General features: G+C 46.0%; 20 protein-coding genes. 17 read left to right on the forward strand and 3 right to left on the reverse strand.

All coding sequences use genetic code 11. The annotated features are described in order from the left end of the window. Window positions 1-3: 3 nt before the first annotated feature. Together J2X75_RS02990 and J2X75_RS02995 are read left to right on the forward strand one after the other, a co-directional pair. Window positions 4-2,580 carry a beta-mannosidase gene (locus J2X75_RS02990; RefSeq protein WP_310334226.1) on the forward strand — a complete coding sequence of 859 codons (2,577 nt, stop codon included), beginning with the start codon at window positions 4-6 and terminating at the stop codon, window positions 2,578-2,580. Window positions 2,581-2,795: 215 nt separating this feature from the next. Next, on the forward strand, window positions 2,796-3,023 hold the full coding sequence (locus tag J2X75_RS02995) for a hypothetical protein (RefSeq protein WP_307537880.1): 228 nt from the start codon (window positions 2,796-2,798) through the stop codon (window positions 3,021-3,023). A gap of 114 nt (window positions 3,024-3,137) precedes the next feature. Here the strand turns inward: J2X75_RS02995 and J2X75_RS03000 are convergent, their stop codons facing one another. Next, complete coding sequence (locus tag J2X75_RS03000) at window positions 3,138-4,253, reverse strand: FAD-dependent monooxygenase (protein ID WP_310334227.1); 1,116 nt, start codon at window positions 4,251-4,253, stop codon at window positions 3,138-3,140. A gap of 271 nt (window positions 4,254-4,524) precedes the next feature. Between J2X75_RS03000 and J2X75_RS03005 the strand changes: the two genes are divergently transcribed. Then, window positions 4,525-5,007, forward strand: a complete 483-nt coding sequence (locus tag J2X75_RS03005; RefSeq protein WP_036609579.1) for a MarR family winged helix-turn-helix transcriptional regulator — start codon at window positions 4,525-4,527, stop codon at window positions 5,005-5,007. Between the two features lie 97 nt (window positions 5,008-5,104). Here the strand turns inward: J2X75_RS03005 and J2X75_RS03010 are convergent, their stop codons facing one another. Further along, window positions 5,105-5,404: a hypothetical protein gene (locus J2X75_RS03010; RefSeq protein ID WP_091032117.1), complete on the reverse strand. Its 300-nt coding sequence runs from the start codon at window positions 5,402-5,404 to the stop codon at window positions 5,105-5,107. Between the two features lie 442 nt (window positions 5,405-5,846). Between J2X75_RS03010 and J2X75_RS03015 the strand changes: the two genes are divergently transcribed. The 5 genes from J2X75_RS03015 to J2X75_RS03035 all read left to right on the forward strand — a co-directional run bounded on the left by J2X75_RS03015 (window position 5,847) and on the right by J2X75_RS03035 (window position 10,797). Further along, a complete protein-coding gene (locus J2X75_RS03015) occupies window positions 5,847-7,871 on the forward strand; it encodes a Na+/H+ antiporter (RefSeq protein ID WP_074094489.1) in 2,025 nt (674 codons plus the stop codon). A gap of 109 nt (window positions 7,872-7,980) precedes the next feature. Then, window positions 7,981-8,919, forward strand: coding sequence for an aldo/keto reductase (locus J2X75_RS03020; RefSeq protein ID WP_310334231.1), 939 nt, complete (start codon window positions 7,981-7,983; stop codon window positions 8,917-8,919). 66 nt (window positions 8,920-8,985) lie between these two features. Beyond that, window positions 8,986-9,774 (forward strand): polysaccharide deacetylase family protein, encoded by a 789-nt coding sequence (locus J2X75_RS03025; protein WP_310334233.1) that lies wholly within the window; start codon window positions 8,986-8,988, stop codon window positions 9,772-9,774. Window positions 9,775-9,988: 214 nt separating this feature from the next. Beyond that, window positions 9,989-10,195 (forward strand): YwbE family protein, encoded by a 207-nt coding sequence (locus J2X75_RS03030; protein WP_026081155.1) that lies wholly within the window; start codon window positions 9,989-9,991, stop codon window positions 10,193-10,195. Between the two features lie 20 nt (window positions 10,196-10,215). Next, the gene (locus J2X75_RS03035) at window positions 10,216-10,797 is read left to right on the forward strand and encodes a DUF4269 domain-containing protein (protein ID WP_310334235.1); all 582 of its coding nucleotides are present in this window, start codon (window positions 10,216-10,218) and stop codon (window positions 10,795-10,797) included. Window positions 10,798-10,818: 21 nt separating this feature from the next. Here J2X75_RS03035 and J2X75_RS03040 read toward each other — a convergent pair whose 3' ends face one another. Then, window positions 10,819-12,261, reverse strand: coding sequence for a hypothetical protein (locus tag J2X75_RS03040; protein ID WP_310334237.1), 1,443 nt, complete (start codon window positions 12,259-12,261; stop codon window positions 10,819-10,821). Between the two features lie 342 nt (window positions 12,262-12,603). On the opposite strand from J2X75_RS03040, the gene J2X75_RS03045 reads away from it, so the two are divergent. The 9 genes from J2X75_RS03045 (at window position 12,604) to J2X75_RS03085 (ending at window position 26,197) form a co-directional block, all read left to right on the forward strand. Further along, on the forward strand, window positions 12,604-14,403 hold the full coding sequence (locus tag J2X75_RS03045; RefSeq protein ID WP_310334238.1) for a sensor histidine kinase: 1,800 nt from the start codon (window positions 12,604-12,606) through the stop codon (window positions 14,401-14,403). Then, complete coding sequence (locus tag J2X75_RS03050; RefSeq protein WP_310334239.1) at window positions 14,378-15,991, forward strand: response regulator transcription factor; 1,614 nt, start codon at window positions 14,378-14,380, stop codon at window positions 15,989-15,991. Before J2X75_RS03045 ends, J2X75_RS03050 begins: the two co-directional genes overlap by 26 nt. A gap of 184 nt (window positions 15,992-16,175) precedes the next feature. After that, a complete protein-coding gene (locus J2X75_RS03055; RefSeq protein WP_076208980.1) occupies window positions 16,176-17,162 on the forward strand; it encodes an ABC transporter permease in 987 nt (328 codons plus the stop codon). Window positions 17,163-17,179: 17 nt separating this feature from the next. Next, window positions 17,180-18,088: a carbohydrate ABC transporter permease gene (locus tag J2X75_RS03060; RefSeq protein WP_017689303.1), complete on the forward strand. Its 909-nt coding sequence runs from the start codon at window positions 17,180-17,182 to the stop codon at window positions 18,086-18,088. 133 nt (window positions 18,089-18,221) lie between these two features. Next, the gene (locus J2X75_RS03065) at window positions 18,222-19,751 is read left to right on the forward strand and encodes an ABC transporter substrate-binding protein (protein ID WP_074094495.1); all 1,530 of its coding nucleotides are present in this window, start codon (window positions 18,222-18,224) and stop codon (window positions 19,749-19,751) included. A 182-nt stretch (window positions 19,752-19,933) separates the two neighbouring features. After that, on the forward strand, window positions 19,934-20,632 hold the full coding sequence (locus J2X75_RS03070) for a hypothetical protein (RefSeq protein WP_310334240.1): 699 nt from the start codon (window positions 19,934-19,936) through the stop codon (window positions 20,630-20,632). Window positions 20,633-20,931: 299 nt separating this feature from the next. Continuing rightward, window positions 20,932-22,686, forward strand: coding sequence for a sensor histidine kinase (locus J2X75_RS03075; RefSeq protein ID WP_310334241.1), 1,755 nt, complete (start codon window positions 20,932-20,934; stop codon window positions 22,684-22,686). A gap of 73 nt (window positions 22,687-22,759) precedes the next feature. Beyond that, a complete protein-coding gene (locus J2X75_RS03080; RefSeq protein WP_310334242.1) occupies window positions 22,760-24,388 on the forward strand; it encodes a response regulator in 1,629 nt (542 codons plus the stop codon). Between the two features lie 123 nt (window positions 24,389-24,511). Further along, window positions 24,512-26,197: a type 2 periplasmic-binding domain-containing protein gene (locus tag J2X75_RS03085; RefSeq protein WP_091017433.1), complete on the forward strand. Its 1,686-nt coding sequence runs from the start codon at window positions 24,512-24,514 to the stop codon at window positions 26,195-26,197. Window positions 26,198-26,378 lie beyond the last annotated feature (181 nt).

Genomic DNA, 26,378 nt, shown 5'->3' on the forward strand with positions numbered 1-26,378 from the left:
CTGATGAAGACCTATAGTTCAAGTCAGGATTTATCGGGACAATGGAAGATACAACATTTTGAAGTTGGAGAGAAGCGGGCAATGGATGTGGCAGCAGCTGCGCTGGATGACCGTTTCTGGATTGGGGCTGAAGTGCCTGGCGATGTACACGCTGCACTGGTTGAGCGTAGTATCATTGATCCGCCCTATTATGGACATAATGATGCCAAAAGTCGCTGGATTGAGCAAAAGGAATGGTGGTACCGCACAACCTTCAATCTGGTGAGAGATACAGAGATCGAGGAGCACTTTGAATTGGTGTTCGAAGGATTGGACACATTTGCAACGGTGTATGTGAATGGACATGAAGTTGGAAAAACGGCGAATATGCTTATGTCACATACTTTTAACGTAACGTCTCTGGTACGCAGTGGGTGGAATGCGATTGCTGTCAAGTTTGATCCGCTTCATCTGCATCACCGGGACAAAGAAACCTTCGACTGGTCCTCGTATACGAAGGAACGGCCATGGCTGCGCAAAGCAGCGATGAACTTTGGCTGGGACTGGGGGCCGCGCATGGTTACGGTGGGGATCTGGGGTGCCGTACGACTGGAAAAACGAACAATCGCCAAGCTGGAAAGTGTGTATGCTCGAACGGAATCAGTCAGTACAGAGCTTGCTGTATTACGCGTCACGGCGGATGTGAAGTCAGTCTTGTCTTACCGTAGCAGACAGAAACGTGAGCAGGCTGTGGTTGCGACCTGTAATGTTCGTCTGTTGGATCGCAGCGGACACGAGGTGGCAGGTGCCAGTGAACTACCTCTAGAAGGTGGTAAGGCAGAAACCACATTAAACATTACGTCACCTCAGTTATGGTGGACTCATGATCTGGGTGAACCTTATCTGTATACGCTGGAGGTTACATTATACGCAGATGGCGTTGAGGTGGATCGTTATAGCGAGCCTTATGGGTTACGAACGATTGAGCTGGCTCTTCACAATGAACGGGGTGAAGATACATTTACGTTTATTCTGAACGGAGTCAAAGTATATGCCAAGGGTGCCAACTGGATTCCGGCTGATCATCTGATTGGTGCCATCAAAACTTCCCGGTATCGTGAGCTTGTCGAGCTGTCGGTGGAAGGGCATATGAACATGCTGCGTGTCTGGGCTGGTGGTATATATGAGAAGGATGCCTTCTACGATGAGTGTGATCGGCAAGGGGTGTTGGTGTGGCAGGATTTTGCATTTGCGAATGCATTGTTCCCGGATTTCAATCGTGATTTCATGGATAATGTGCGGCAAGAGGTAGAAAACAATGTCCTGCGCCTGCGTAACCGTGCCTCGCTTGCCATCTGGTGTGGTAATAACGAGATTGACTGGCTCTATGATATGAAGTCGGCAAGTGGAGATATTACCAGTCCGTTCTACGGCGAACAGATATATCATGAGCTAATCCCTGAAGTGCTGGAGCGCTTGGATCTGTCTCGTCCGTACTGGCCTTCTTCGCCGTTCGGGGACAGCAACGGTCAGGATGCGAATGACCCGGATGTGGGGGATCGCCACAATTGGCAGGTATGGCATGGTTCGGTCTATCCAAGGAAGCATGGAGAGCCACCTCTGCTGGACTACAGTATTGAAGGTGTGACGTTCAAAAATTATAAAAAGGATCGTGCGTTGTTCAGCAGTGAATTTGGTATGCACGCCTCGGCCAATCGTTACACCCTGGAGAAAAATATGCCCGCAGGTCAGTTTTACTGGGGCAGTCCGGAGATGGCCTATCGTAACAAGGATACCAATCATCAAAAAGGTATTTTGCTAATGGAGGGTTACACAGGGATTCCGCAAAATATAGAGGAGTACATGAATTATTCCATGCTGACTCAAGCAGAAGGATTGCGCTATGGGATAGAACATTTCCGGCGCATCAATCACCGTAACAGCGGTGCGCTCGTGTGGCAATTGAATGACAGTTGGCCAGGGACAAGCTGGTCCATGATCGATTATGAACTGCTGCCGAAGGCATCCTTTTATTATGGGAAAATATTCTTTCATCCTGTCCTGTTGTCACTGGAGCATGAGCCGGGTGATCCGCTTGCGTTGTGGGTTGTGAACGATACACGTGACGTCTTAAATGGGGAGCTTCGACTTAATGTCTATGCATTGAGTGGAGAGAAGATCTACTCCAGCTCACATGCTGTTGAAGTAACATCCCAATCCTCACGGTGTATTGCTGAATTAACTGAAGTAGAGGTGCTACAGGGTAGACGCGCGGAGGAAGTAATGGTTGAGTTGGTATCCGAAGGATTTGCGGCACCGAGCAATCGATACTTCTTGCGTGATCCTAAGGATGTGACGTTGCCAGAGTCGCAATTGAGCGTACATGTGAATGAAGAGGAACAGTCTGTAACGGTTACGGCCAGTAGTGCGATTGCACGATTGGTGAAGCTGGAGCTTCCCCTTGGACGTGTACGATTCAGTGACAATTATTTCGATCTGCTCCCCGGTGAGAGCCGAACAGTGAGACTACGTCATCCAGAGCAAACGTCTCTGCCTCTGACGGAACTTCGAGTTAGTGCCATGAACGGCAGAGAAGGATAAAATAATAATAACAGACTTCGAATCTTATTCGAGGTTCAAGGTGGTAATCCTGATCAGGGATGCCACCTTTTTTACTTTTGCAGCAGGGTGAGTTCCTGTCGTTGTGTCAGGTGGTTTTGTCCTTATTCCACAAGCGAAACTTCCAATCGGGTTCACATCTTGGATCATTAAGGTTAGAATGATATAAAGAAATCGTTTTCAAAGGAGGTGGATTCATGTCATTTGTCTTTTACCCGGAGATGGTTATATTCTTTCTGATGTTGATCCTGCTGATTGTTGGTATTGTATATATCGTTCGTAAAAGCAAACAAGTATTGCGCCGCTTAAGTAATCTGGAGAAAGCAGTATATGAAAAAGACAACATCTCATCCTATCCGAAGGACCTTGATACTGTACAAGAAACACCCAGAGAAGACACGTTTGCTCCACGCAAACGAAAATGAAGATACGGAATTACATAAAAAAAGATAAACCAACAAACCAAAGAGCCGATTCTTCTCTATGAGGAAGTGATCGGCTGTTTGGGCATATAGGCATTTTATCCGTATTAACTAGGTTTAGAGAAAGGATTCATAACGCTGTTGGAAAGAGGATTCCATCTCCACTTGTCGAGCAAGTTGCTGCTGTACCTTTGCACCGCGAATCGTCTGAAGTTCCTGAAGTTGTGCAGTGGAACTGAATTGATCTGCAGCCATTTGGACAAGTAATTCGGAGAGCACATCCGCATCTTCGAGCGCGGCATTAAGTCCAAACGCACCGGTTGGCGTCATGGTATGAGCGGCATCACCGATGAGTACAACATTGTCCTGTGCCCACGACTGGCAATAGCTGCTTTCGACAGATAACAGAACAAAATCACTCCAGCTCTGAATATTGGCAGCTACAGAATCAGACAGGCAAGGAAAAGCAGATACAAGTTTATCTACAAAAGGAGCAATCGGCTGCTCTCGCAGCTTGGAGTAAGCTCCCTCGGGAATGTTCCATCCAATCTGAACATAACCGCCGAACTGTGAGAACAGTGCGAGCTGTTGACCATCCATGCTGGCCATCCGAACAGCGGGTTCCCAACCTACGGGTGCCGGAATGCGTGCCCAGAGCAGATCATACCCGTGCTTGCGAATCTCCGGGGTCATACCGGAATGTTTGCGTACAGCAGAGTATCTGCCATCAGCACCAACAATTACAGATGCTTCAATGGAGGCAGGAACGCCGTTCTGCCGAATGTTAATACCCACGACCTGGCCGTTCTTGTCTCGTAACAAACCGGTCATAATCGTATTGAATAGTACTTGTTTATATGAACTGTGCTGCTGAGCATGCGACACGATGGCTTCCAGGAGATGATCTTGGGGTACATGAATACCAACATGAGATTCTCCATTGCCCGGTGATACCGTATGAATAATCTGCCCATTTTCCCAATACTGAATCTGTTCCAAGAGCAGCGCTCCGCGTTCCTGAATGAGGGAATAGAGGCCGTGTTTATTCAAAATGGCTTCGCCATCCACATTGAGCAACTCCCCGCGAAAAGACTTGTGCAGGTGGGGCTGCCGCTCAATGAGCATCGTGGAGATTCCTTTTTGATTCAGTAAATAAGAAAGCAAAGCACCGCCAGGACCTGCGCCGACGATGCAAACATCTGTTTTAAGTTGAGATTGTATATTCTGATTCATGTGCATAAGTCCCTTGCATTATAATGGTGACGCTTTATTTACTTTATAACAACAGATTTATTAAAATCATTAAGTAACTAAAAGTAACTTTAAAGATATAGGTTATTATAAACAAACCCGTTGCCATAATGCAATAGGTGAAACCCAAAATATAACAAGAGTCTTGTAGTCAACTAAAGGGTGTCGGATACAAGCGCATTTTTCACAAACATCATAGTGTAAATATGTTACAATATAAGGTAGGTTATGATGAAAGGCAGGAGGAACGTTTATGAGCCCGGATACGGAGCGAAACTCTCAATTGGCAAATGTAGATCAATTGTTGGAGGCCTTCTTCAGATATAAAAATAAAGTATTGGATCAGCAGCAGAAGACCGAAACCAACTGTAAACTGAATCCGACAAAAAGTCATATATTGGGCATGATTTTACGTGAAAAACGCTGTATGGCGGTTGATGTGGCCAGACAACTCAGCTTGTCTTCCGGCGCAACCACCATTGTACTGAACCAACTGGAGACAGAAGGGTTGATCCAGCGTGTGCGCAGTGAAGAAGATCGGAGAATTGTGTGGCTGTCCTTAACGGATGAAGGCGCGCAACTTGCCAAGACACTTAATGCGAATCGCGGCCGAATGACGTGGGAATTGTTGCAAGCACTTTCCGAAGAGGAGCAACAGCAGATGTTTGGCATGCTGAAGAAAATTGAACTGAAACTGCTGGAGAACATGAAGTCGTTTGAGCAGATCCACCGGTAGTCCATATATGACTTGATTCCTTGAAGACGTCAGTCCTCATGAGTTTATCCCTATTTGCGGGGGGATGAACCTTGAAGACTGGCGTTTTTGAGTTGGTTTACAAATGAAAGCGAACCACATGATCCGTTAAGCCTTCCTGGATCAAAACTTCTTTTTGTTTGCTGCCCATCAGGTCAAAGTGGGGAAATGGCTGCCGCCGATGAATGTATCGGGGGTCCAGCCCATGATCGTTGCACCAACGCTCGAGACGTTCCAGATCTGCGCAGCCAACTTTGGTGACACTGGTGATACCGGGAAATCGATTGTCAATCCAAAAATGAGTGAGGTACGCAATCTCACCACGAGCCACTTGTTCCTTCCACGCAGCAAGCTCTTGTCGTTTAATTCCAAATGCCATAGATGCAAGTTCCTTTCCAAACGGGTATTGTCCTGAGCATATTGTAACATCTTATATACAGAATCCATCAGAATTCTTCAATCTATATAAGTTAACTAAAGATTATTTACACTGACACTACGATGACAGAATAACCTTCCAATCGCTGTTATCCCCAGATTTTTTTGATTCCCTTTTCCAAAGGGGAAAATCCGGGGATAGCGTATGCTTCCGATGCAGCTTTCTTTCAGAAAGCTTTTAGGCGAACGCTTCGCTTTTTCAGGTTTTTTCTGTCCTCTCCGTTATCGTGTAAATGAATAGTTCAACTTATATAGACTAGTCTGAGAGCAGTTAAATGGGTATATGAATATGACAACATTTTTATAATGAAGTATGGATTATGTTAAAATAAACCTATACAACAAAGGTTTCACCACTTCTATAGCGGAAAGGGATTGTCATCATGGAAATATTTATTGCCGTACTTGTGTTACTTGTCCTGATCGGTTTATCCAATATTTTAAACCGGTTTGTACCCTTTATTCCCGTTCCGCTTATTCAAATCGTGCTTGGTGTAGCTATAGCTTTGCTTCCCGCAGGTGTTCACCTGCCGTTGAATCCGGAATTGTTCTTTGTACTTTTCATCGCACCTTTGTTATACAACGATGGTAAACGAACGCCAAGAAATGAATTATGGAATCTGCGTGCACCGATACTTCTGCTTGCATTAGGGCTTGTATTCGTGACAGTAGTCGTGGCGGGATATGCCATTCACTGGCTGATTCCTTCGATTCCGTTACCTGCTGCTTTTGCTCTTGCAGCCATATTGTCCCCGACAGATGCAGTGGCCGTTGGCGCCATGGCAGGGCGAGTACATTTGCCCAAAGGCATACATAGACTTCTTGAAGGTGAAGCATTAATGAATGATGCATCCGGCTTGGTCGCCTTCAAATTCGCGATTGCAGCCACAGTTACAGGTGTATTTTCCCTGGCGAATGCAACCTTCAGTTTTATTCTGATTGCGATTGGCGGACTTCTTGTCGGGGCATTGTTATCTTTTCTGTTAATCAGGCTAGGGGTATGGATCCGTAGACTGGGCATGGAAGATGTGACCATTCACATGCTGCTGCAAATCCTGACGCCATTTATCATCTATCTGGTAAGTGAAGAAATTGGGGTATCAGGTATTCTAGCGGTAGTGGCAGGCGGTATTATCCACGCCATTGAGCGTGACCGCGCTGAATCGGTTCAGTTAAAAATGCAGGTGGTATCTGCGAGCACATGGTCAGTCATTTTATTTATACTAAATGGTCTGGTGTTTGTTATTCTGGGTGTACAGGTCCCGGATGTGTTGAGTACCATATTTGAAAATGTTTCGTTTAATAATCTGCAGGTGTTGGGGTATGTGGGCTTGATCTCGGTGCTACTGCTGGTTCTGCGTTTTCTCTGGATCTATCTGTTCTGGCAAGGGAATGAATTGCTGCGTACCAAATCCTCTATTGGCCGGCCCAGATTCAAGGATATTACGATCATTTCCCTCTCTGGGGTGCGGGGGGCTGTAACATTGGCGGGTGCGTTCTCCATTCCTTATGTGCTTCAGGATGGATCACCTTTCCCTGAACGGGATCTGATTATTTTCCTCGCGGCAGGAGTTATCCTCTTCTCCCTGATTGCGGCGAGCGTGTTTCTTCCAGTTCTGGCCAAGGACGATGGGAAATCCACAGAAGAAACACCGCAGAAGTCAGAACGAAAAGCACATGACATTATGCTGAATGCGGCAATACGAGCTGTCAAATCCGAAATGAACGATGAGAACAAAGCTGCGGCACTCGCGGTTGTCTCCGACTTGTCCAAGTACATCAGACAGGCCGCAGGTCAGCTTACCGCCGATAAACGCAAAGATATTCAGAAACAAGAAACGGCTATTAACCTGATTGCCACCCGGGCGGAGCGTAAAGAAGTTGAAGTAATGTTAGACGAAAATGCAATTGCTTCTGATGCGGCCTTCAAATGTGACAGCTGGCTGGATCGCAAGGAAATGATGCTGGCGAATCGCGCGAACACTCAGTTCATGACCTCGATCAGCGAGATCGGGCGTGTGTTAGGACATCTCTTCACCAACCGGTCCCAGAAGCCGAATCAACCATTCATGCTTGAAAATGCAGAACTGTTTCGTCAGGTGAAGTTACGTACCTCTGAAGCGGCAATTAAGGCTATTCGTGCCCATATGAACGATGGGAATCGAGTCGTCGCACTGTCGGTCATTGCCAAGTATGAGCGTGTAATTGCCAAATTGCGCACCTGGAACCAAGGTAAAACGGAAGATCCATTTAATCAGGAGAAATTGGAGTTGCAAATGGTGGCGATTCAGGAACAGCGCAATACGGTTCAGCAACTGTATGAAAACGGTGAAATCACCCGTGATGTGGCTGCGAAACTGCGCCGGTTTATTAACGACGTGGAAGCAACTGCGCTGAAAAACACCTAATCCGATAAATCCGATATTTTAAATATGCTAAAGGGTTTGATATAATATGGGACAAGAAAGACGTTACAAGTAAATTGTACTTATTCGATCAGTGAAGGAGAGATGAGACATGGCAGAACAACAAATTCGGTTGGGCAAGACGGATCTGATCGTGAATCCCATTGGACTGGGTGCGAATGCAGTAGGCGGACATAATATCTATCCGGACATGCTGAATGATGAGACGGGTAAGGAAGTGGTTCGTACAGCTTTGAAACAAGGTATTAACTTTGTGGATACGGCATACATCTATGGACCGGAGCATTCCGAACGACTGATTGGTGAAGTACTGAAGGAAACCGGTCAGCGGCAGAATACCATCATTGCAACCAAGGCAGCTCATAAATTAGTGGATGGCAAGATTGTCATAGATAACTCACCTGCTTTTCTGAAAACAGCAGTGGATGAGGCGTTGAAACGTCTGCAAACCGATTACATTGATCTGTTCTACATCCACTTTCCGGATGAACATACGCCTAAGGATGAAGCGGTAGATACCTTAAAACAATTAAAAGACGCTGGCAAAATTCGTGCCATTGGCGTATCTAATTTCTCCATTGATCAGTTGCGTGAAGCCAACAAGGACGGGTATGTAGACGTACTGCAATCTGAATATAATCTGTTCAAAAGAGATGCGGAGAAAGAGCTATTGCCGTATACGGCTGAGCATAACATTTCTTTTGTTCCTTACTTCCCTCTGGCAGCGGGACTGCTGGGCGGGAAATATAATCGTGATACAACCTTTCAGGATGGACGGGCGAAGAACCCGCTGTTCACAGGTGAAGCTTTTATTGAAAATCTCGATAAAGTTGAGCAACTGCGCAGCATAGCACAATCCAAAGATGTTGAGGTTGCTCATCTGGTTTTGGCCTGGTACCTGACTCAGCCTTCCATTGATGCATTGATTCCGGGTGCCAAGCGACCTGAGCAGGTCATTAACAATCTGCAAACATTAAATGTGGAATTAACTGCTGAGGAAATTGCAGTCGTGGATCAGATCTTTCGTTAATGAGTTCGGGTGAATCGGGAAATGCTAACAGGGAGTTTACGTATGAAGACAAAGTGAGGACACCACATGAACCTGAAGGCAGCCCGAGTCATCGGAATGTTCACGCTAATTATTTTGCTGGGTAGCAGTTCTGCCTATGCAAAGCCTGTACAGAAGAACCGTCAGTATTATGAGGAACGAGGAGAGATTGTGTGGGAAGTTCCCACACAGGATAAACTCATCGCCCTTACCTTTGATGATGGACCAGATCCGATTCAGACTCCGCAGATTCTGGCTTTGTTACAGCAGTATCATGCTAAAGGAACTTTTTTTGTACTTGGCAAATGGGCAGATAAATTTCCTGAACTGATTAAGCAGGAACAGCTCGAAGGGCATGAAATCGCCAACCATACGTATGCGCATACGTATGCAGTTCGATCAACTAGTGCGGACAAGTACATGAAGGATATGAACGAAGCGGAAAGTTCCATCATTAAAGCAGGTGCGGAGCGTCCCTTGTTGTTCAGGCCACCGGGCGGCTATTACAATGACATGGTCATCCAGGCTGCCAAACAAAAAGGGTATACCATTGTACTCTGGTCTTGGCATCAGGATACACGGGACTGGGCTTCTCCAGGTGTATCGGCTATCGTTAACAAAGTGTTGAAGAACGCACGTAATGGGGATATTGTACTTTTTCACGATAAGGTGGAAGGCAAGTCGCATACGGTAGCAGCACTCAAAACGATTCTGCCGAAACTGCAGCAGCAGGGGTACCAATTTGTTACGGTGTCTGAGCTACTTGCTGTAAAGGCACGCGAAGCCGCGAAGGATGGAACTTCGCCTTCGTCTATATTGAAGCATGTGCAGCCCTGAACATGGTAATCCAATTAGAAACCGTAGGTCTCAGTTGAAGAGACCTGCGGTTTCTTTATCTTGGTCTTCATATCAACCATGGAATCAGGCGTAGGAGGTTATTGCCGTGTCCCTTTTGTTTTGAAACCAAAACGTCTACAATAGATGGAGCTTTGTGTTTAAGGGTTATATAGTATACAAGATATGAATTACGACATAGAGGAGAGTGAACATAATGAATGGACAACAACGTGTAAATATTAAGCCAGGTCTGGAAGTGGACATTGTGCTGAAGCAGGATCAAGCTACAGGTAAGCTGACACGTGGCATTGTGAAGGATCTGTTAACCAAGTCACCTACGCATCCACATGGAATCAAAGTACGACTGACGAGTGGTCAAGTGGGACGTGTGAAACAGGTCATTACAGGAGGCTCGAACTAACTGTGGCCCAAGGTGGGGAGATGAGTACTACCGCAGAAGTAATGGCACATCTGGCTTCGGGTAATACACGTCAGCAGGACGCCTATTATGTGTTACAGAGCAGTGGATTGCTCGAAATATTAGCTGACTATCACCCGTATCCAGCAGGAACGGTACCGATTGATATTGATATTCCGGGCAGTGATCTGGATCTGCTGTGTTATGCAGAGGATCTGGATGTGTTTGAAGCCGAGATATACAATCGAATCGGAGCCGTTGCTGAATTTCAATGTGTACGTGGTGGGGATCTTCCAGACCAACGTCCTTATGTGACTTGTAATTTGCAAGTGGGACATTGGCCTGTGGAGATTTTTGCCCAATCCGTGCCAGTTTACAGGCAGAATGCATACCTACATATGATCGTAGAGTGGAGATTGTTGCAACTGTGGGGAGACGCGGGACACCGCGAGATCCGCAGACTCAAACAGGCAGGGTGGAAGACGGAGCCTGCATTTGCTTCTGTACTTGGATTACAGGGAGATCCATATGTGGACATGCTGCATCTGGCCGAGATGAAGCGAGAAGATCTCTGGAACTGGGCGCGTTTACGCACGTTTTTTTGAACGGTTTAGCATAATCTTTGGTCAGATTAGAAAGATGGCTACAATTGTTGTTACCGTGAGTCCCAGAAGTACAGGCTTCAGGTTGCGTCTTGCAAGTTCAAAAGGATTGACTCCGCAGATTGCAGCAGCAGGAATCAGTGCCCATGGAATCAAGGTTCCACCACCTACCCATATAGCTGCAACCTGACCTAATGCTGTCAGTACAGGTGCGGAATCTGCCGAGCCTGCAAACATGGACGCAATCGAGCCAACCAGGGATATCCCCGAGAACCCCGAACCATCCATTCCGGTCACTGCTCCGGTTACCGTCATTGTAATGGCGCCCACCGTATCATTTAATGGCACCAGCCCAGCAAGCGCGACCCCGAGATCATTCACAATCCCGTGTGAACCTTCAGGAAGAGGGTTGATGAACAACTCCGTAATTGCAGCATCTCCCAGATAAAAAAATGCGGCTATGGGAATAACCGGTCCAAACACCTTGAAACCAAACTGAAATCCTTCTATTAAATAGTTGGTCGTTTCCTCTGGTCCCGCATGTTGATGTGCGGCAAGGGTGACAGCGATCAGTATAACCACAGCGGTTCCGCCAATCAGAGCTGTTGCGTCGCCACCTTGCAACTTCAATACAAACATCAGAATCACATCAACTGCGAATAACAGAGGGATAAGCAGAGCAAACGCCTTTTGCAGACGGGGCGACATGGCTTGACGTTGAACAGGCTGATTAGCGGGTAGGGAGGTGGACACAGCCTCTGATGAAGAAGAAGGTTCCGTGCTCACGGTACCTGATGTAACGTTTGGGAAATGAACAGGTGAACCTGATTTCATCTCTTTGCGCAGCATCCAGAAGGCTGTAAGTGTAGATACAGTGCCCATGACAATGACCAGAGGTATGCTGGCCGTCATGACGGAAGTAACCGGTATACCCGCCGCATCAGCTGTAAGTTTGGGAGCCCCCTGAATAATGTAATCTCCCGACAGTGCTATTCCATGTCCGAACAGGTTCATGGCAATAGCAGCTCCAATCGGAGGAAGACCTACACGCACGGCTACAGGAAGCAGTACTGCACCGACGAGTGCTACTGCCGGGGATGGCCAGAAAAATAGCGATACTACCATCATGATCAATCCGATACCCCAATACGCGACCTGAGGAGAACGGATAAACCGGGTGACGGGTGTTACCATGACCTCATTAATGCCGGTTCTGATTAGAACACGGCTCATCGCCACAATAATCGAGATGATGAAGATCGTACTCAACAATTCTTTTGTTGCATAGATAAAACTGCTGAAGATCCCAGCAACTGACCCGCTTAAGGTTTCGGTTGCCAGAAGTCCAATGGTCATAATACCTGCGACACAGATGATCGTGGTGTCCCTGCGCCGGATCATAACTGCGATGATCAAGACGATAAATGCCAGATAGACATAGTGTAACGCAGTGAGTTGAATATTCATCGAACAGGCCTCCCTACATCCTGGTGACTAACCCGAGGAGTGATATATCGTATGCATGTCAAGATCGGGCGTTCGTGGAGTCCGGGGCTTGCCGCAGCATTTATTTTTAGGGAGAAGCTTCAGAGTAATAAATGAAGGATTTATTTTACAACTGGAGAATTTATTACAACATGAAGCTTGTTACTCTTGAAATTGGAGCGGATGAAAGTCACCAGAAATGATATGTGAAGGTCACGGGACCCCATAGACAATGGCAAGCAGGGGTGATTACAATAAACATGCCATCGTAAGGAAGAAAATAGAAAAACTATGTTGAACTAAAAGGGCGGGAATCCATAATCCATGAATTTTATCCGTTCACTTCGTTTTAAATTTATAGTGGGTCTTACATTGATCATGCTGCCATTATTCATGCTGCTTTATTACAACAACGTCTACGCTATGAAAGTTGTACGCGACAAAGTATCCCTCACCAATATGAATCATCTCGCCAAGAGTGTGGAGCAGAATGAACGTGTATTACAGGAGACAAATCGGTATTTGTATAGTCTGGGTGAGCGGGACCCGGATATTATCTCTCTGTTTTTTCTGAAATACGGCAGCGGTGATTATATCATTGCAAAGCAACGGATTATGAACAAATTCATGACAGATATCGGTTTTTATAATCTAATCGATTCTTTTTTTCTATATGATGCCGTGAATGATGATCTGCTGCTCGCCACTTCAGGCAATTATGATGTCAAAAAGTCGGTTGTGCAGGAGAGTATGCCAGTCCAGATGCAGCAATTGGAAGGGGATATCCAGAAGCCGGAATGGAGCATCGTGCGTGGCGGGACGTGGAATGCGCTGGTGAAAACGGTGCGAATCAACCAGCAGTTCTATGCAGGTGCACTTGTTGATATGAATGCACTGAATCATACACAACAATTCACTGAATCCGGAGATCGGGGAGGCGCAGTCATTGTTGGAACAGACGGTGGGGCACTATCGGATTCCACATTAAATACTGCACAGATTCAGCTGGCTGCAGCGCATCTTCCCGGCCTGAAGAATCCGTATCAGGTTATCTCTGAAGTTGTGAACAAGGGAGAAGCACGTCAATATTTGATGCTGGGTATTGCCTCGGCCATGTCCGAGATGAATTATATCGTGCTGCTGCCTGAGGAAGACATGATGCGTAACCTCCCGTTTTTCCAGCAGATCATTCGTCTGCTTCCCATTGGTGCGGCAGTAATTCTGGTTACTGCACTGATCTTTTTGCGGCATCTGTTATTCCGCCCGATGAATGCGTTAATCCGAGGCATGAGAAGGGTGAGCCGTGGAGATCTCGATGTGAAGCTGGACCCGCCATCTTCCTCGGAACTTGAATTTATGACACGAAGTTTCAATCAAATGACCAGTGAGATCAGGCATCTGAAGATTGATGTGTATGAGGAACAGCTGCGGACGCGGGAGGCAGAGTTCAAACAACTGCAGATGCAGATCAATCCTCACTTTTACCTGAATTCACTCAATATTATTCATAGTCTGGCTTCCTTGCAAAAGCATGAGTTGGTGCAGCAGATGGCTGGTCATCTGGCCGATTATTTTCGATTCAGTCTGCGTGCAGGCAAACGTGTTATTCGTCTGGATGAAGAGCTCGAGCACATTCGTCATTACTTAGAAATTCAAAAGCTGAGGTTTCCAAGCAGATTCGATTTTGAACTGGATGTCGAACCGAATCTGGGACATTATGTGATTCCGCCATTAACCATTCAGCCTTTTGTAGAGAATGCCATTATTCATGGATTTCAGCGCCGGACACAAGCATTTGTCATTCGGATCGTGGCGCGCCTCGGTGAGAAGTCGTCCGGTCAGATCGATGGGACGGTGCTTCAACTGATGATTGTGGACAATGGTGTCGGATTTGAAGAGGAGTTGTTGGGGCGTCTGCAACATGGTCAATACGCTGAAGACCCGAGTGGACAGCATATCGGTATATGGAACGTGGCTCATCGGCTTTTAGTAAAGTATGGTGATCAGGCCAGTTTGCAGTTTGGCAATGAGGTGGATCATGGCGCCAAAGTCATCATTGATTTACCCGCTCAGACCGAAGAGGAAGAAGGGGGAGCCTATGCGGAACCTGTTGATCGTGGATGATGAAGTGTATGCATTACAAGCAATGGTGGAAGGAGTCGATTGGCAAGCAGCAGGTATTGACCAAGTATACAGTGCTGGTGATGCCGAAGAGGCAAGAAAGATTTTAAGGGCAGATGCTATCGATATCATGATCTGTGATATCGAGATGCCCGGTGAAACAGGGCTTGACCTGCAAAGCTGGGTGTTGAAACATGATCCAGGCATACTGACCATTTTCCTGACAGGGCATGCTTTATTCGATTATGCTCAGACAGCCATTAAGCTAAACAGCTTTGATTATGTGTTGAAGCCGGCTCCAGCTGATCAATTGATTAAGGTAGTAACTCAGGCAGTGGAAAAGATCAAGGATGGAGAGCAGCGTACCCGTACCAACGAAGTTTATGAGACCGTATACAAACGCTGGAAAACCCATAAACCGCTGCTGACGGAACGCTTCTGGAAAGATGCCATCTCACAGCGTATCACGTTAACCGAACAACGGTTGCAAGAGCTCGCAGAACTGTATGGTGCCGAGATTGATCCGCAGGCTCGTGTGTTACCCATTGTGATCTCGGTAGAGGAATGGGTGCGTGATTTTGATTTGCGTGACGAAGAGGTATTGGAATATGCCCTTCGTAATGCAGCCAAAGAGATGCTGCTTGGCGACAAGCCCGGTGAGGTGTTTCAGGATCAAAGTGGATTAAATATTGTGCTTGCTTATGAGCAAGATGGCATCATTCCGAGTGCGAGCGAAGTGGCACAACGTTGTCAGGGGTATATTCAGGAATGTGGTACGTATTTCTACTGCCGGTTGTCCTGTTATGTTGGTGCCTCGGTTGCTGTAACTGAGCTGCAAGGCATGTTAAATGAACTGATGGATATGGAACGGCGCAATATTAAGGAGCTTGAAGAAGTTTTTGTCTATGATGAGCGGGGAAGAGATCAGGAAGATCGCTTTTTGCCCATTCCATGGTTTTCGGAATTATCCATTCTTTTTGAGACGGGTAAAGTAGGGGATTTGCGAGAACGTGTGGATGAGATTTTTGAGTTGCTTGCTGCCCAGGAGGGATTGTCTCCTGAAATGCTGCATCTCTACTATCATGCCATGCTGCATGTGGTCTATCCGCTACTTCATCAGAAAAACGTATCAATACGCAGTCTTTATCCGGGTGAACGGGAGCCGGAAGAGGGTATGGTGACAAGGTCGTTGCCGCAGTTGAAACAGTGGACGTCGGATCTGATTGATCGTGTTATCCCGGTGTTGTACCCGGACGATCATAGCCCCATGACCATTGTGGATCAGTTGTGCGTTTATATTGAAACTCATATTGGTGAAGAACTTATGCGAGAGGAGCTTGCAGCTTTTGCCGGATTCAATCCCGCTTATCTATCGCGTCTATTTCGGAAAGAGAAGGGGATGTCCCTATCTGAGTTTATTCTGCAGGGCAGAGTAGCCAAAGCGAAGACATTGTTGTCCCAGTCCACCGTCAAAGTGACGGATATTGCTGGCAAGGTGGGGTACTATAATTACTCGCATTTCACCAAAATGTTCAAAAAGTGCACGGGTATAACGCCACAGGAGTTTCGAAAACAGTCACGTACCGTATAGTTCAGGGCGCAGCATGCTGCGCCTTTGTTTTGTTTATTTTGGCACTAAAGTCATAATTTGATAAGTCAACAGGTCACCACAGCAGATAGAGGTCTTACTCGCCCCGCCGTATACTTGAACCACAGGAGCCGCAACGGAGCTTCATCCTGAGGAAGAATTCAAGAGGAGTGAGGGAGAACAAGTTATGAAGACACAACCCCAGGCGGGTAAGGGAGTACGGATATCGGAAATACCGGGAGAAACAGTCCGAAAGCGCAAGTCTGTGTGGCACAATCTTGGCAAATTCAAGGTGCTGTATCTCATGTTCTTGCCAGGTGTCCTGTTTCTGCTGGTGAACAACTACATGCCGATGTTCGGCGTTCTGATCGCATTCAAAAATGTAAACTATGCTGATGGTATTTGGGGTAGCCCATGGAGTGGATGGGACAATTTTAAATATTTGTTCTCCACCAGTGATGCATGGGAAATTACCCGAAATACACTCGCGTATAACACGGTGTTCATTGCACTGAATCTCTTTGTAGGTGTCGGGCTTGCTATTCTGCTCAATGAAGTGAAGAACAAGGCAATGTCCAAGTTATATCAATCACTTATGCTATTACCGTATTTCCTGTCCATGATTGTGGTCAGTTATCTGGTACTGGCTTTCCTGGGCAAGGATTCAGGCTTCATGAACTCAACGATTCTGCAGATGTTCGGTGGTCAGCCGATCGACTGGTATTCAGAGCCGAAGTATTGGCCGTATATTTTGCCACTGGTGAACACATGGAAGAATATTGGATATTATGCCGTCATTTATCTGGCAGCTGTCGTGGGTATCGATGAAGAATATTATGAAGCAGCTGTGCTTGATGGTGCAACCAAATGGCATCAGATACGCTTCATTACCATTCCGTTTCTCGTCCCATTAATCGTCATTATGACGTTATTGCAAATTGGCCGTATATTCTATGCAGACTTCAGTCTGTTCTACCAGGTTCCACTGGAATCAGGAGCACTGTTCCCTGTAACGAATGTACTGGATACCTACGTATATCGTACGTTCCTTATCGGTGGAGATATCGGGATGTCATCAGCAGCCGGTCTATACCAAGCAATCGTTGGATTTGTGCTGGTTCTTGTATCCAATACCATCGTAAGGCGAATAGATAAAGATAATGCATTATTTTGAGAGGAGGCAAGTCAGCTGTGAAATCACGTGATCCACTAGCCGTATCGAAGCGTTCCGCATCCGTTATTCATGCGATGTTTCTATTCTATGCCATTGCCTGTATCGTGCCGATCCTGCTTGTCTTCGCCATCTCATTTTCGGACGAGACAACAGTAATTGCCAATGGATATAAGCTTATTCCAGAGAAGTTCAGCCTGACGGCTTATGAGTTTCTGTTCAGAGATATGGATCAGATCATTCACTCGTATGGTATATCCTTTATCGTTACCGTTGTAGGTACCATTACAAGTGTTGCGCTGACCGCATTGTATGCGTATCCACTCTCACGGAGAGATCTGCCTTACCGGGGCTGGTTCGCCTTTTTCATCTTCTTCACAATGTTGTTCAATGGGGGTCTGGTACCTTGGTACCTGGTCTATGTCAACGTATTGGATCTGAAAAACTCCCTACTGGCACTCATTATGCCGCTACTGCTATCCCCATTCTTTGTACTGGTCATGCGTACATTCTTCGCGAACTCCATTCCGGTGTCCATTCTGGAATCGGCTCGGATTGATGGTGCGGGAGAATTGAGAACGTTTGCACGTATCGTGCTTCCGCTCTCTCTTCCCGTAATGGCAACCGTCGCGTTGTTCAGTACATTGAATTACTGGAATGACTGGTACCTTAGCATGATTTTTATATCAGATAACCGGACGATCAGCCTTCAGTACCTTATGTACCGGACGCTGCTCGATATTCAATATTTAACAACCAACTCCAACGTCTCTTCACAGATTTCGTCGCAGGGTGGATTGCTGAATCTACCTAACAAAACTCTGCAAATGGCGATGGCTGTGGTCGGTATTGGTCCAATTGTACTGGCATATCCGTTCTTCCAGCGTTATTTCATCAAAGGTCTTACGGTTGGCGCTGTGAAGGGATAACTCTAAACCGGTTAGCGGAGTGGGCAAGGTAAATAAAGATGGACTGAAAGGGCATATACAGAAGTAGTTATCGGTTTAATTGTGAATTGGGGAATTCGGTTGTATGGTTCAACACATGACAGGAGGGGTTCAATTGGTTAGATCATTAAAGGTATGGTCACGCATGATGGCAACGGTTATGGCGCTGAGCCTGGTGCTGGCTGCTTGCTCATCAGACAAGGGTGGAACAACAACACCTGGCGCAGAAGGCGGAGGAGCAAGTGAAGGTGGGGGCAAACCCTATGAAGTGACACTGTTCTATCCAGGGACACCACAGAAGGATGTCGCTCTGGTGGAAGCCGAGATTAACAAAAAGATGGAACCGAAGATCGGAGCCACGCTTAAGATCAATGCGATTGACTGGGGGCAATGGGATAACAAGCTGAATCTCATGATTTCTTCAGGTGAAAAATCAGACATTATCTTCACAGCAGCTTGGCAGAACTACACGGTGAATGTAGCTAAAGGCGCATTCTTACCATTGAATGATCTGCTTGATGCACATGGTCAGGATATTAAGAAAAACCTGGACCCTGCCTTCCTGGAAGGTTCCCAGGTAGACGGCGTGAATTACGGCGTTCCTACGAATAAGGAACTTGCTGCCACACGTGGTGTGTTGGTACGTAAAGATCTGGCTGACAAGTATAAGCTGGACCTGACAGCTGTAAAGACATGGGCTGATCTGGAGCCTCTGCTCAAAACAATCAAGGAAAACGAGCCAGCCATCACACCATTCTATATGTCAAACACCAATGGTAACGGGCTGTTAGAGAATCTGGATTGGGATTATCTCGGTGATGCTTCCGTACCTGGAGTCATCTCCAAAACAGCAGGCGGAACAACGGTGCTGAATGAAGTGGAGACTCCAGAATTCAAAGAAGCGGCTGAACTCGCTCGCAAGTGGTATCAAGCGGGATATATCAACAGTGATGCTGCTACTTCTAATGTGTTCCCGAAAGACCAGGCGAAGGCTGGAAAAGCGTTTCTCTGGACAGATGGCATGAAGCCAGGCAAGGATAAAGAAGAAGAAGGGTATGTGGGCTTCCCACTCACTCAGATTGAGATGACACAGCCGACAATCACGACGGGTGATGCGTCTGGAGCGATGCTTGCAATCTCCCGTTCTTCCGAACAACCGGAGAAAGCGATGCAGGTCATTAACCTGCTGCATTCCGACAAGGAAATTAACAACTTGCTGAACTTCGGAATTGAAGGTACACATTATGTGAAAAAAGACGGACAGGATAATATCATTGCGCTCCCTGATGGCGTAGATGCCAACAGTCGTACCTATAACCCTGGTGCCCAATGGCAGCTTGGTAACCAGTTCCTGAACTTCCTCTGGGATAATGAAGATCCACAGAAATGGGAGAAGTTCAAAGAGTTTAACGCCAAAGGTGTGAAGTCGCCAGCACTGGGCTTTACGTTCAACAGCCAATCTGTTAAAAATGAAATTGCGGCGGTCAACAACGTGAACAAACAGTTCAAGCCGGGTATGACATCGGGCGCCGTTGATCCAAATGAGATGATTCCGAAATATCTGGAGAAATTGAAAGCAGCGGGAATTGATAAAATTATTGCAGCCAAACAGGAACAACTTGATGCATTCCTTGCCCAGAAGTAAATGATTATCAGCCATGACAGAGAGACCTGTGTTACTACAAGCTCTTGTCAGCGGTGAAAATGGAGGACGTTTTCGGTGAACAACCGAAGACGTTCTTTTTATTGTTGTTTTTTTGATTTGGATTGTTAATCATAAATAGGAAAAATATGATATAATAAGGTGGTTGATTAGGGGGTGTTCGTGTGTCGAGAACCAGACTTGTGTTCTCAGGGGCTTTATTGCTATTTGCTATCATCTTTACATTTAACCATCATCTTGGTTTTTCTGTTGGGGATACCATGCTGTCAGCAATAGGTATATCACCGTATACTACGTCTTATTTAAGTGGTGTACATATCACACTTTTCCTAGGATTGGGGATCTTCGCTTGCGGATTTTACCTTACACGCAAAGAAATCGGGAAATCATTCCCCGGTCTTGCAAAAGGGTTATGGATCGTAGTTATCGCTATCGTTTTCAGTTACTCGTACATGACGGATAAATTCATGTATGTTGCCAAGTGGGGAGCTACAGGCATTAATGCGGTATCCTATGTACAGAATGCAAGCTCTTGTACCTTTAACGTGCTGAAAACGGGTGAGACCCGAGCAACCTGTGACCTGACACTCAAAAATTACGGCAGAGATTCCGTATCCGCCGTGTTATTGCCTGATCTCGCACGCAGTTATAAGTTTAAGGACGATCCACTATTGGAAGCTTTGCAGTCTGTCCAATTAAGGCCCGTACATGTTGAGATTGAACGTCATGGAACGTTTACAGGTAAGTTGGAGTTTTACGGGAAAGCGGAATCCCCTCTGTTCGTCAATGGGAAACTTATGGATATTGTGCTGGATGTAGGCGTGGACGGAGCAAATACGGTATTTGATTATGATATTCCATAGTTGATATTTTTATAGAAAAAAAGAATAATTACATAAACAGAAGTGGAATAAGGTTTGAGTTGAATAGAAAGATCAAAGATATATACTGAAATTAGATAGAGAGCTGGCTAATCGCTGGCTCTTTTTGTGCGTGGAAGTTGCATTTAGTGCAGATATATTGGTTTTATCTCCTTCCCCCTTGAATTGGTAACGCTTACGCTAGATAATGAATCAGTTTGTCTCAAAAAAATAGTTTGTCTTTAGCGCTTACATCATTACAATTAATGTCACGACAAATTAAGACAAGGTGAGATGAAAAGATGTCATATCGGACAAACCTGTTTTCCAAAATGGTCATTCTTATTCTGATTATGCTGATTCCTGTAGTGCTTTTGTATTGGTACTCCAATCACAAAACAACAGCTGTTCTCAGAGATGAGTTGAATCGATCAAATAGTAACCAGCTTGAATTTTTCCAAAATCAAGTGAACACACACATCGAACTGTTATCCTCATGGCCGAATCTGCTCATACATGATCCTGATATTGCCAGCTTCAAGCGAATCTATGCGGATAGTAACTACTTTGATCTGGATGCGATCAACCTGGTCAAACGTATTCAGAATAAGCTGAGTATTCAGGAAAGCTCATCCAATTGGGCTACGAAATTATATCTGTATTCTCCTTCGCTGGGCAGAGTGGTTTCCGAAAGGGACGCACGTTCTTACGATAAACAAGCGCTAAGAGAGAATATCAGTTCCGGCTGGGATGTACGCAAAATTCAGGATGGGGAAGATGACCGGTTCATGTTTAGCTGGATTACGGTATCTCCGTACGGTATTAAAGACCCAGCTAATAATGCGGAAACGATTATTAAACTGGAGTTTGATAGTGACAACATTCGGGATATGCTCGACAAATTCAAAGACGATGGCAGGCATGATCCCTTCTATTTCCGAGAAGAATCGGGAGTTATCTATAACCGGACTTCAGATCGTTCCCTAACGAATCAGTTGATGGAAGAACTGTCCGTTCATAAACTTCAGGACGTTGATAACCGTACAGTGGTGATCGGGGACGAGCCTTACATGGTTAACACGGTGAAATCCAGTACAACAGGCTGGTATTTGGTGGACTACATGCCCCTGTCAGATATTCTGAAGCCTATTCATCAATCCAATATGCTGTTCTATTCTTCCATGATTTGTTTGTTGTTAATGAGTTTTGGTGTGGCGTATTTGTTCTATGTTCAGGTACAGGTACCAGTGAAACAACTCATTCGCGGGTTCCAGCGGTTGAAGCAGGAAGATTATTCAGTGAGGATTAAGCCAAAGGGCCGCAATGAATTCAGTTTCCTGTCCGAACGTTTCAACTTGATGGTGGAGCAGATCCAGCAGTTATTTGAACACGTTTACCTGGAACAGATTCATGTGCGTGAAGCCCGGTTGAAGCAGCTGCAATCGCAGATTAACCCGCACTTTTTCTATAATTGTTTCTCCTTCATTACGAGTATGGCGAAGCTGAAGCGTATGGACGCTGTTGTAGCGATGTCGCATAACCTATCGCGATATTATCGGTATACGACAAGACAGGAGCGGGACGTGGTACCGTTGACAGAAGAGATTGAATTTGTCAGCTGTTATCTGGAGATCCAACGGATGCGTATGGACCGGATTCATTACAAGCTTGATCTGTCTGATGAGATGTTAAGACAGGAGGTACCGCCACTCATCGTGCAACCATTGGTGGAGAATGCAGTGATTCACGGCATCGAAGCGGACGCGGAAGCAGGAGAAATAAGAGTATCCGGGGAGAAACAGGGCGGTGTCATGGTTCTTGTGGTAGAAGATGATGGGCAAGGTATGACGCAGGAGGCACGTGAGGCGCTTCTGAGTAAGCTCAGGGGAACGATGGATCAGGAGATGGGCTGTGGCCTGTGGAATGTGAATCAGCGACTCCAGCTTCGATATGGGGAGCAGGCTGGGCTTGATATAACGGAATCGGAACTTGGCGGGTTACGCGTTACACTGTCATGGCCTGCCGAGCAGGAGTTTCTTCTGGAGAATGAAGGATAAGCACTTGGAATGTGTAGCGCATGATGCACGATGGAATCCATTTGCAGAATGAACGAAATAGGGAGTGAATCACTTGATTGATATATTGCTGGTAGATGATGAGACATACGTAACAGAAAGTCTGGAACTTACGATCCCCTGGGGAGAGCTTGGAGTAACGACCGTGCTGCGTGCCGCATCCGGTAAGGAAGCGTTGGAGATTATGGAGGAAAATGCAGTAGATATCGTAGTTACCGATATTCGCATGCCTGGCATGTCAGGACTGGATCTCATTGCAGAGGTAAGCAAGCGCTGGTCTCATATCCGCTGTATTTTACTAACGGGTCACAGTGATTTTGATTATGCTAAAAAAGCCATTCAATTGCAGGCAGCGGATTATATCTTGAAACCCGTAAACGATGATGAGTTTATGGGATCGGTGTCGGCAGCCATCACGTCTCTTCGCGATGAGTGGGATGAATTTGATAAATATCACCGGCTTTTATACAGTCGGAAGTCTGACTATAAGATTTTACGAGAAAATCTTATGCATGATCTGCTGCTGGGACGTGAGATCACGGCCCGGGCGCTTCGGGAACAACTGCAACAATATGAGATTCATATTGATCCGGAACAATCGGCTGTGATGATGCTGATTCGCCTTACAGGACGCTTCTCATCAATGGACCAGCAGTCTCTGGATCTGATGGATTTTGCGGTAGGTAATATTGCAGAGGAAGTACTCGGAGAGCAATTTAACGTGTGGTTTGGTCGCGGACCCCATGAGTGTCTGGTTATGTTCTTGCAGAATCAAGATCAGATCGAAGCTCCGCAGATGGACTTGGAGACGCTGAGAATCTCAGCTGAAACTTTCCGTGAGCATGTCATTCGATATTTACAGGGAGATCTGTCCATGGTAGTTACACCGTCATTTCCCTTTAATGAGTTGACAGCAGCTTATCGAAAAAGTCTGGGTTCGCTTGTCCTTTCAGGACCGGAAGAACACAAGATTATATATATGGACATGGATCAGGCACTCAGCAAAAGACCGGAGAATGATGCGACGCAGGCGCTCGAAGAGCTGTACAAACCGCCTGTACTTCCGCAATTGCTTGAGACCAAGCAATGGGAAGCGGCAGCGCGTAAGCTGAACGCGGTCTTTGACGCGGCAGAACAGGTTCGATTGTCTAGAGAACATGTGTATGAGATGTATCTGTCGGTAACCAATGCATTTATGTATATCGCCCATAAACAGGGGCATCTGGTGCATGAGATTGATCATGCGGGATTCGATCTGCTCCTTGCTCATCAACTGATTCAATCCCCCGAGAAGCTGCGGCGCTGGGCAACCGAGATGCTGGCGAAGCTTCAGGAAGAATTGTCCGATCAGGAAGGTGTGCAGAGCCGCAGACATGTGATCAAGCAGGTTCAGGAGTTGGTTACAAGAGATACAGGACAGGATCTGTCAGTGAAGATGATTGCGGACAAGGTATATTTACACCCCGTATATCTATCGAAAATTTACAAGGCAGAGACAGGGGAAGGTCTTGGGGACTACATGATTCGTATGCGCATGGAACGTGCTCTGTATCTGCTTAAGAATACCAATAAAAAAATATACGAGATTACGAGTGAACTTGGCTATCAAAATCCGCAATATTTCAGCAAAATGTTCAAAAAACATTATGGTATGACACCAAATGAATTTCGGGATCAGGCATAATTACAACAACATTCCAGAATATAGGTTGGCAAAGGTGCAGAAATCTTGATTTCGTATCATAGGCTCAAAGGCCTGGTCAGCCTATAATGAAAGGGTAACCAAAACGATTTAAGGGGGAACAACATGAGAGCGCAATCAACGAAAAAGAGATTCTTGACGCTTCTCGCTACAACGCTGAGTCTAACTGTCGTTCTTGCAGGATGTTCAGGAGGCAGTGGGGGCGGAGATAGTGCAACACCAAGTACATCTGGAACCCAAAACGAATACAAAGAAAAGTATGATCCGGAAGTAACCATTACAACAGCATGGGGAATTGACCCTGAGCTGAAGTTTAAAAATGGCGAATCCATGGAAAATAACGTGGCTACCAAGTGGGCCAAGGATCAATTCGGGATTAATATTAGCTCGCTCTGGTCTGTAACGGATACGAATGGCGCATTTGCAACCAAACTTCGCCTGGCGATGTCTTCTGGTCAAGATATGCCTGAAATTGTAACGGTGGGTGACAACTTGCTTGCTCAGGATCTGATTGATTCCGGCATGTATCAGGAAGTTGGTCCACTGTTCGACAAATATGCTTCAGACACATGGAAAAAAGCGATGGAGCAAGATCCTAACGTATGGAACCAATATAGCCGTGATGGTAAAAGAATGGGTATCCCTGTTCTGGACTATGCATACAACAATGATTACTTGCTCTGGATTCGTCAGGACTGGCTGGATAAGCTGAAGCTGGAAGCTCCAAAAACAATCGATGAGCTGGAAACCGTTATGGAAGCTTTCAAAAACAATAACCCGGACGGTTTGGCTCCTGAAAAAGTCACTCCGCTCAGCATTGGTTTCAAAACATCCATGAATACATGGATGGGAGACCCATCCTGGATTTTCGGAGCATATGGAACATTACCGTTCCAATGGAATCTGGCTGCGGATGGCAAGCTGGAGTATGGTTCCATCAATCCCGGTATGAAGCAAGGTTTGGTCAAATTGAGCGAATGGCTTAAAAAGGGGTATATCCCACAGGAAGCAGCGCTATGGGATGAGAACAAAACAGCAGAGCCCGCAGTTGCAGGAACCGCCGGCATTATCCCAGGTCCTTACTGGATGAGTGGATGGCCGTTGACTGACACAGTGAAGAATTCGCCTGGTGCCGTTTGGAAACCGATTGAAATTCCAACGGGTCCTGAAGGTAAAGCAATGCGTCATGGAACACAATTCGTAAACGGTGTTACGTTGATCAAAGCAGATATGGAACACCCTGAGGCGTTCTTCACGTATCAGAACTACCTGTTTGACAATTATGCTGATCCTGCACCGGGTAGCCCGTATGATAACGGTCTATTCGACGGATATGACTACCAGCTGGACGCGAACGGAAAACAGAAAAAGCCAGACGAAATTGATGGCGGATATGTCAATGTCGTACGTTACCTGTTAGTTCGTGATGGTGCACGTATTCCAGATGCACAGATGAAAGCGTTGCTTAATTTGGCTGATGGCAAAGAGCCTGAAAGCAAGCTGGAAAAAGACGTGGCCGTAAACTATGGACCAGAAACTCCTGCAGCAGCGAAAGTGTTGCTGAGCCAAGAAGAAATTTCCTTCAAAAACATGTTCACAGGTCCAACAACACAGACGATGAAATCCAAGTTGGACTATTTGAATAAAATCGAGAATCAAGCATTTAACGAAATTATCTATGGCAAAAATCCGGCGGATGCGTTTGATACCTTTGTACAAACGTGGAAATCGGGTGGTGGTGACCAAATCACGCAAGAGGTTAACGAATGGTATGACAGTGTGAAAAAATAGTTACAAGCAGCGCTCAGACGACTAACGTCTGGGCGCTTTTTTTGTTTATTCAAGTTAAGGCAAAGTGGTTGAATTTGTGCCATTTATATTGCTTTTATGTGCTGTTTGGGCCCCATAAAAGGTTGATATAATCGCATTATAAGCCACTCAGGGAGTACTTGAGTAGGAAGAAATACAGGGG

Origin of the sequence: Paenibacillus sp. 2003, from assembly GCF_031455635.1 — a bacterium.
Taxonomy (GTDB): domain Bacteria; phylum Bacillota; class Bacilli; order Paenibacillales; family Paenibacillaceae; genus Paenibacillus; species Paenibacillus amylolyticus_B.

Excerpts from the sequence above, each read along its gene's own strand:
- J2X75_RS03005 (WP_036609579.1), top strand. The coding sequence starts at position 4,525 with ATGAGCCCGGATACGGAGCGAAACTCTCAATTGGCAAATGTAGATCAA.
- J2X75_RS03055 (WP_076208980.1), top strand. The coding sequence starts at position 16,176 with ATGAAGACACAACCCCAGGCGGGTAAGGGAGTACGGATATCGGAAATA.
- J2X75_RS03010 (WP_091032117.1), bottom strand. The coding sequence starts at position 5,404 with ATGGCATTTGGAATTAAACGACAAGAGCTTGCTGCGTGGAAGGAACAA.
- J2X75_RS03030 (WP_026081155.1), top strand. The coding sequence starts at position 9,989 with ATGAATGGACAACAACGTGTAAATATTAAGCCAGGTCTGGAAGTGGAC.
- J2X75_RS02990 (WP_310334226.1), top strand. The coding sequence starts at position 4 with ATGAAGACCTATAGTTCAAGTCAGGATTTATCGGGACAATGGAAGATA.
- J2X75_RS03000 (WP_310334227.1), bottom strand. The coding sequence starts at position 4,253 with ATGAATCAGAATATACAATCTCAACTTAAAACAGATGTTTGCATCGTC.
- J2X75_RS03040 (WP_310334237.1), bottom strand. The coding sequence starts at position 12,261 with ATGAATATTCAACTCACTGCGTTACACTATGTCTATCTGGCATTTATC.
- J2X75_RS03035 (WP_310334235.1), top strand. The coding sequence starts at position 10,216 with ATGAGTACTACCGCAGAAGTAATGGCACATCTGGCTTCGGGTAATACA.
- J2X75_RS03045 (WP_310334238.1), top strand. The coding sequence starts at position 12,604 with ATGAATTTTATCCGTTCACTTCGTTTTAAATTTATAGTGGGTCTTACA.
- J2X75_RS03085 (WP_091017433.1), top strand. The coding sequence starts at position 24,512 with ATGAGAGCGCAATCAACGAAAAAGAGATTCTTGACGCTTCTCGCTACA.
- J2X75_RS03025 (WP_310334233.1), top strand. The coding sequence starts at position 8,986 with ATGAACCTGAAGGCAGCCCGAGTCATCGGAATGTTCACGCTAATTATT.
- J2X75_RS02995 (WP_307537880.1), top strand. The coding sequence starts at position 2,796 with ATGTCATTTGTCTTTTACCCGGAGATGGTTATATTCTTTCTGATGTTG.
- J2X75_RS03050 (WP_310334239.1), top strand. The coding sequence starts at position 14,378 with ATGCGGAACCTGTTGATCGTGGATGATGAAGTGTATGCATTACAAGCA.
- J2X75_RS03015 (WP_074094489.1), top strand. The coding sequence starts at position 5,847 with ATGGAAATATTTATTGCCGTACTTGTGTTACTTGTCCTGATCGGTTTA.
- J2X75_RS03020 (WP_310334231.1), top strand. The coding sequence starts at position 7,981 with ATGGCAGAACAACAAATTCGGTTGGGCAAGACGGATCTGATCGTGAAT.
- J2X75_RS03075 (WP_310334241.1), top strand. The coding sequence starts at position 20,932 with ATGTCATATCGGACAAACCTGTTTTCCAAAATGGTCATTCTTATTCTG.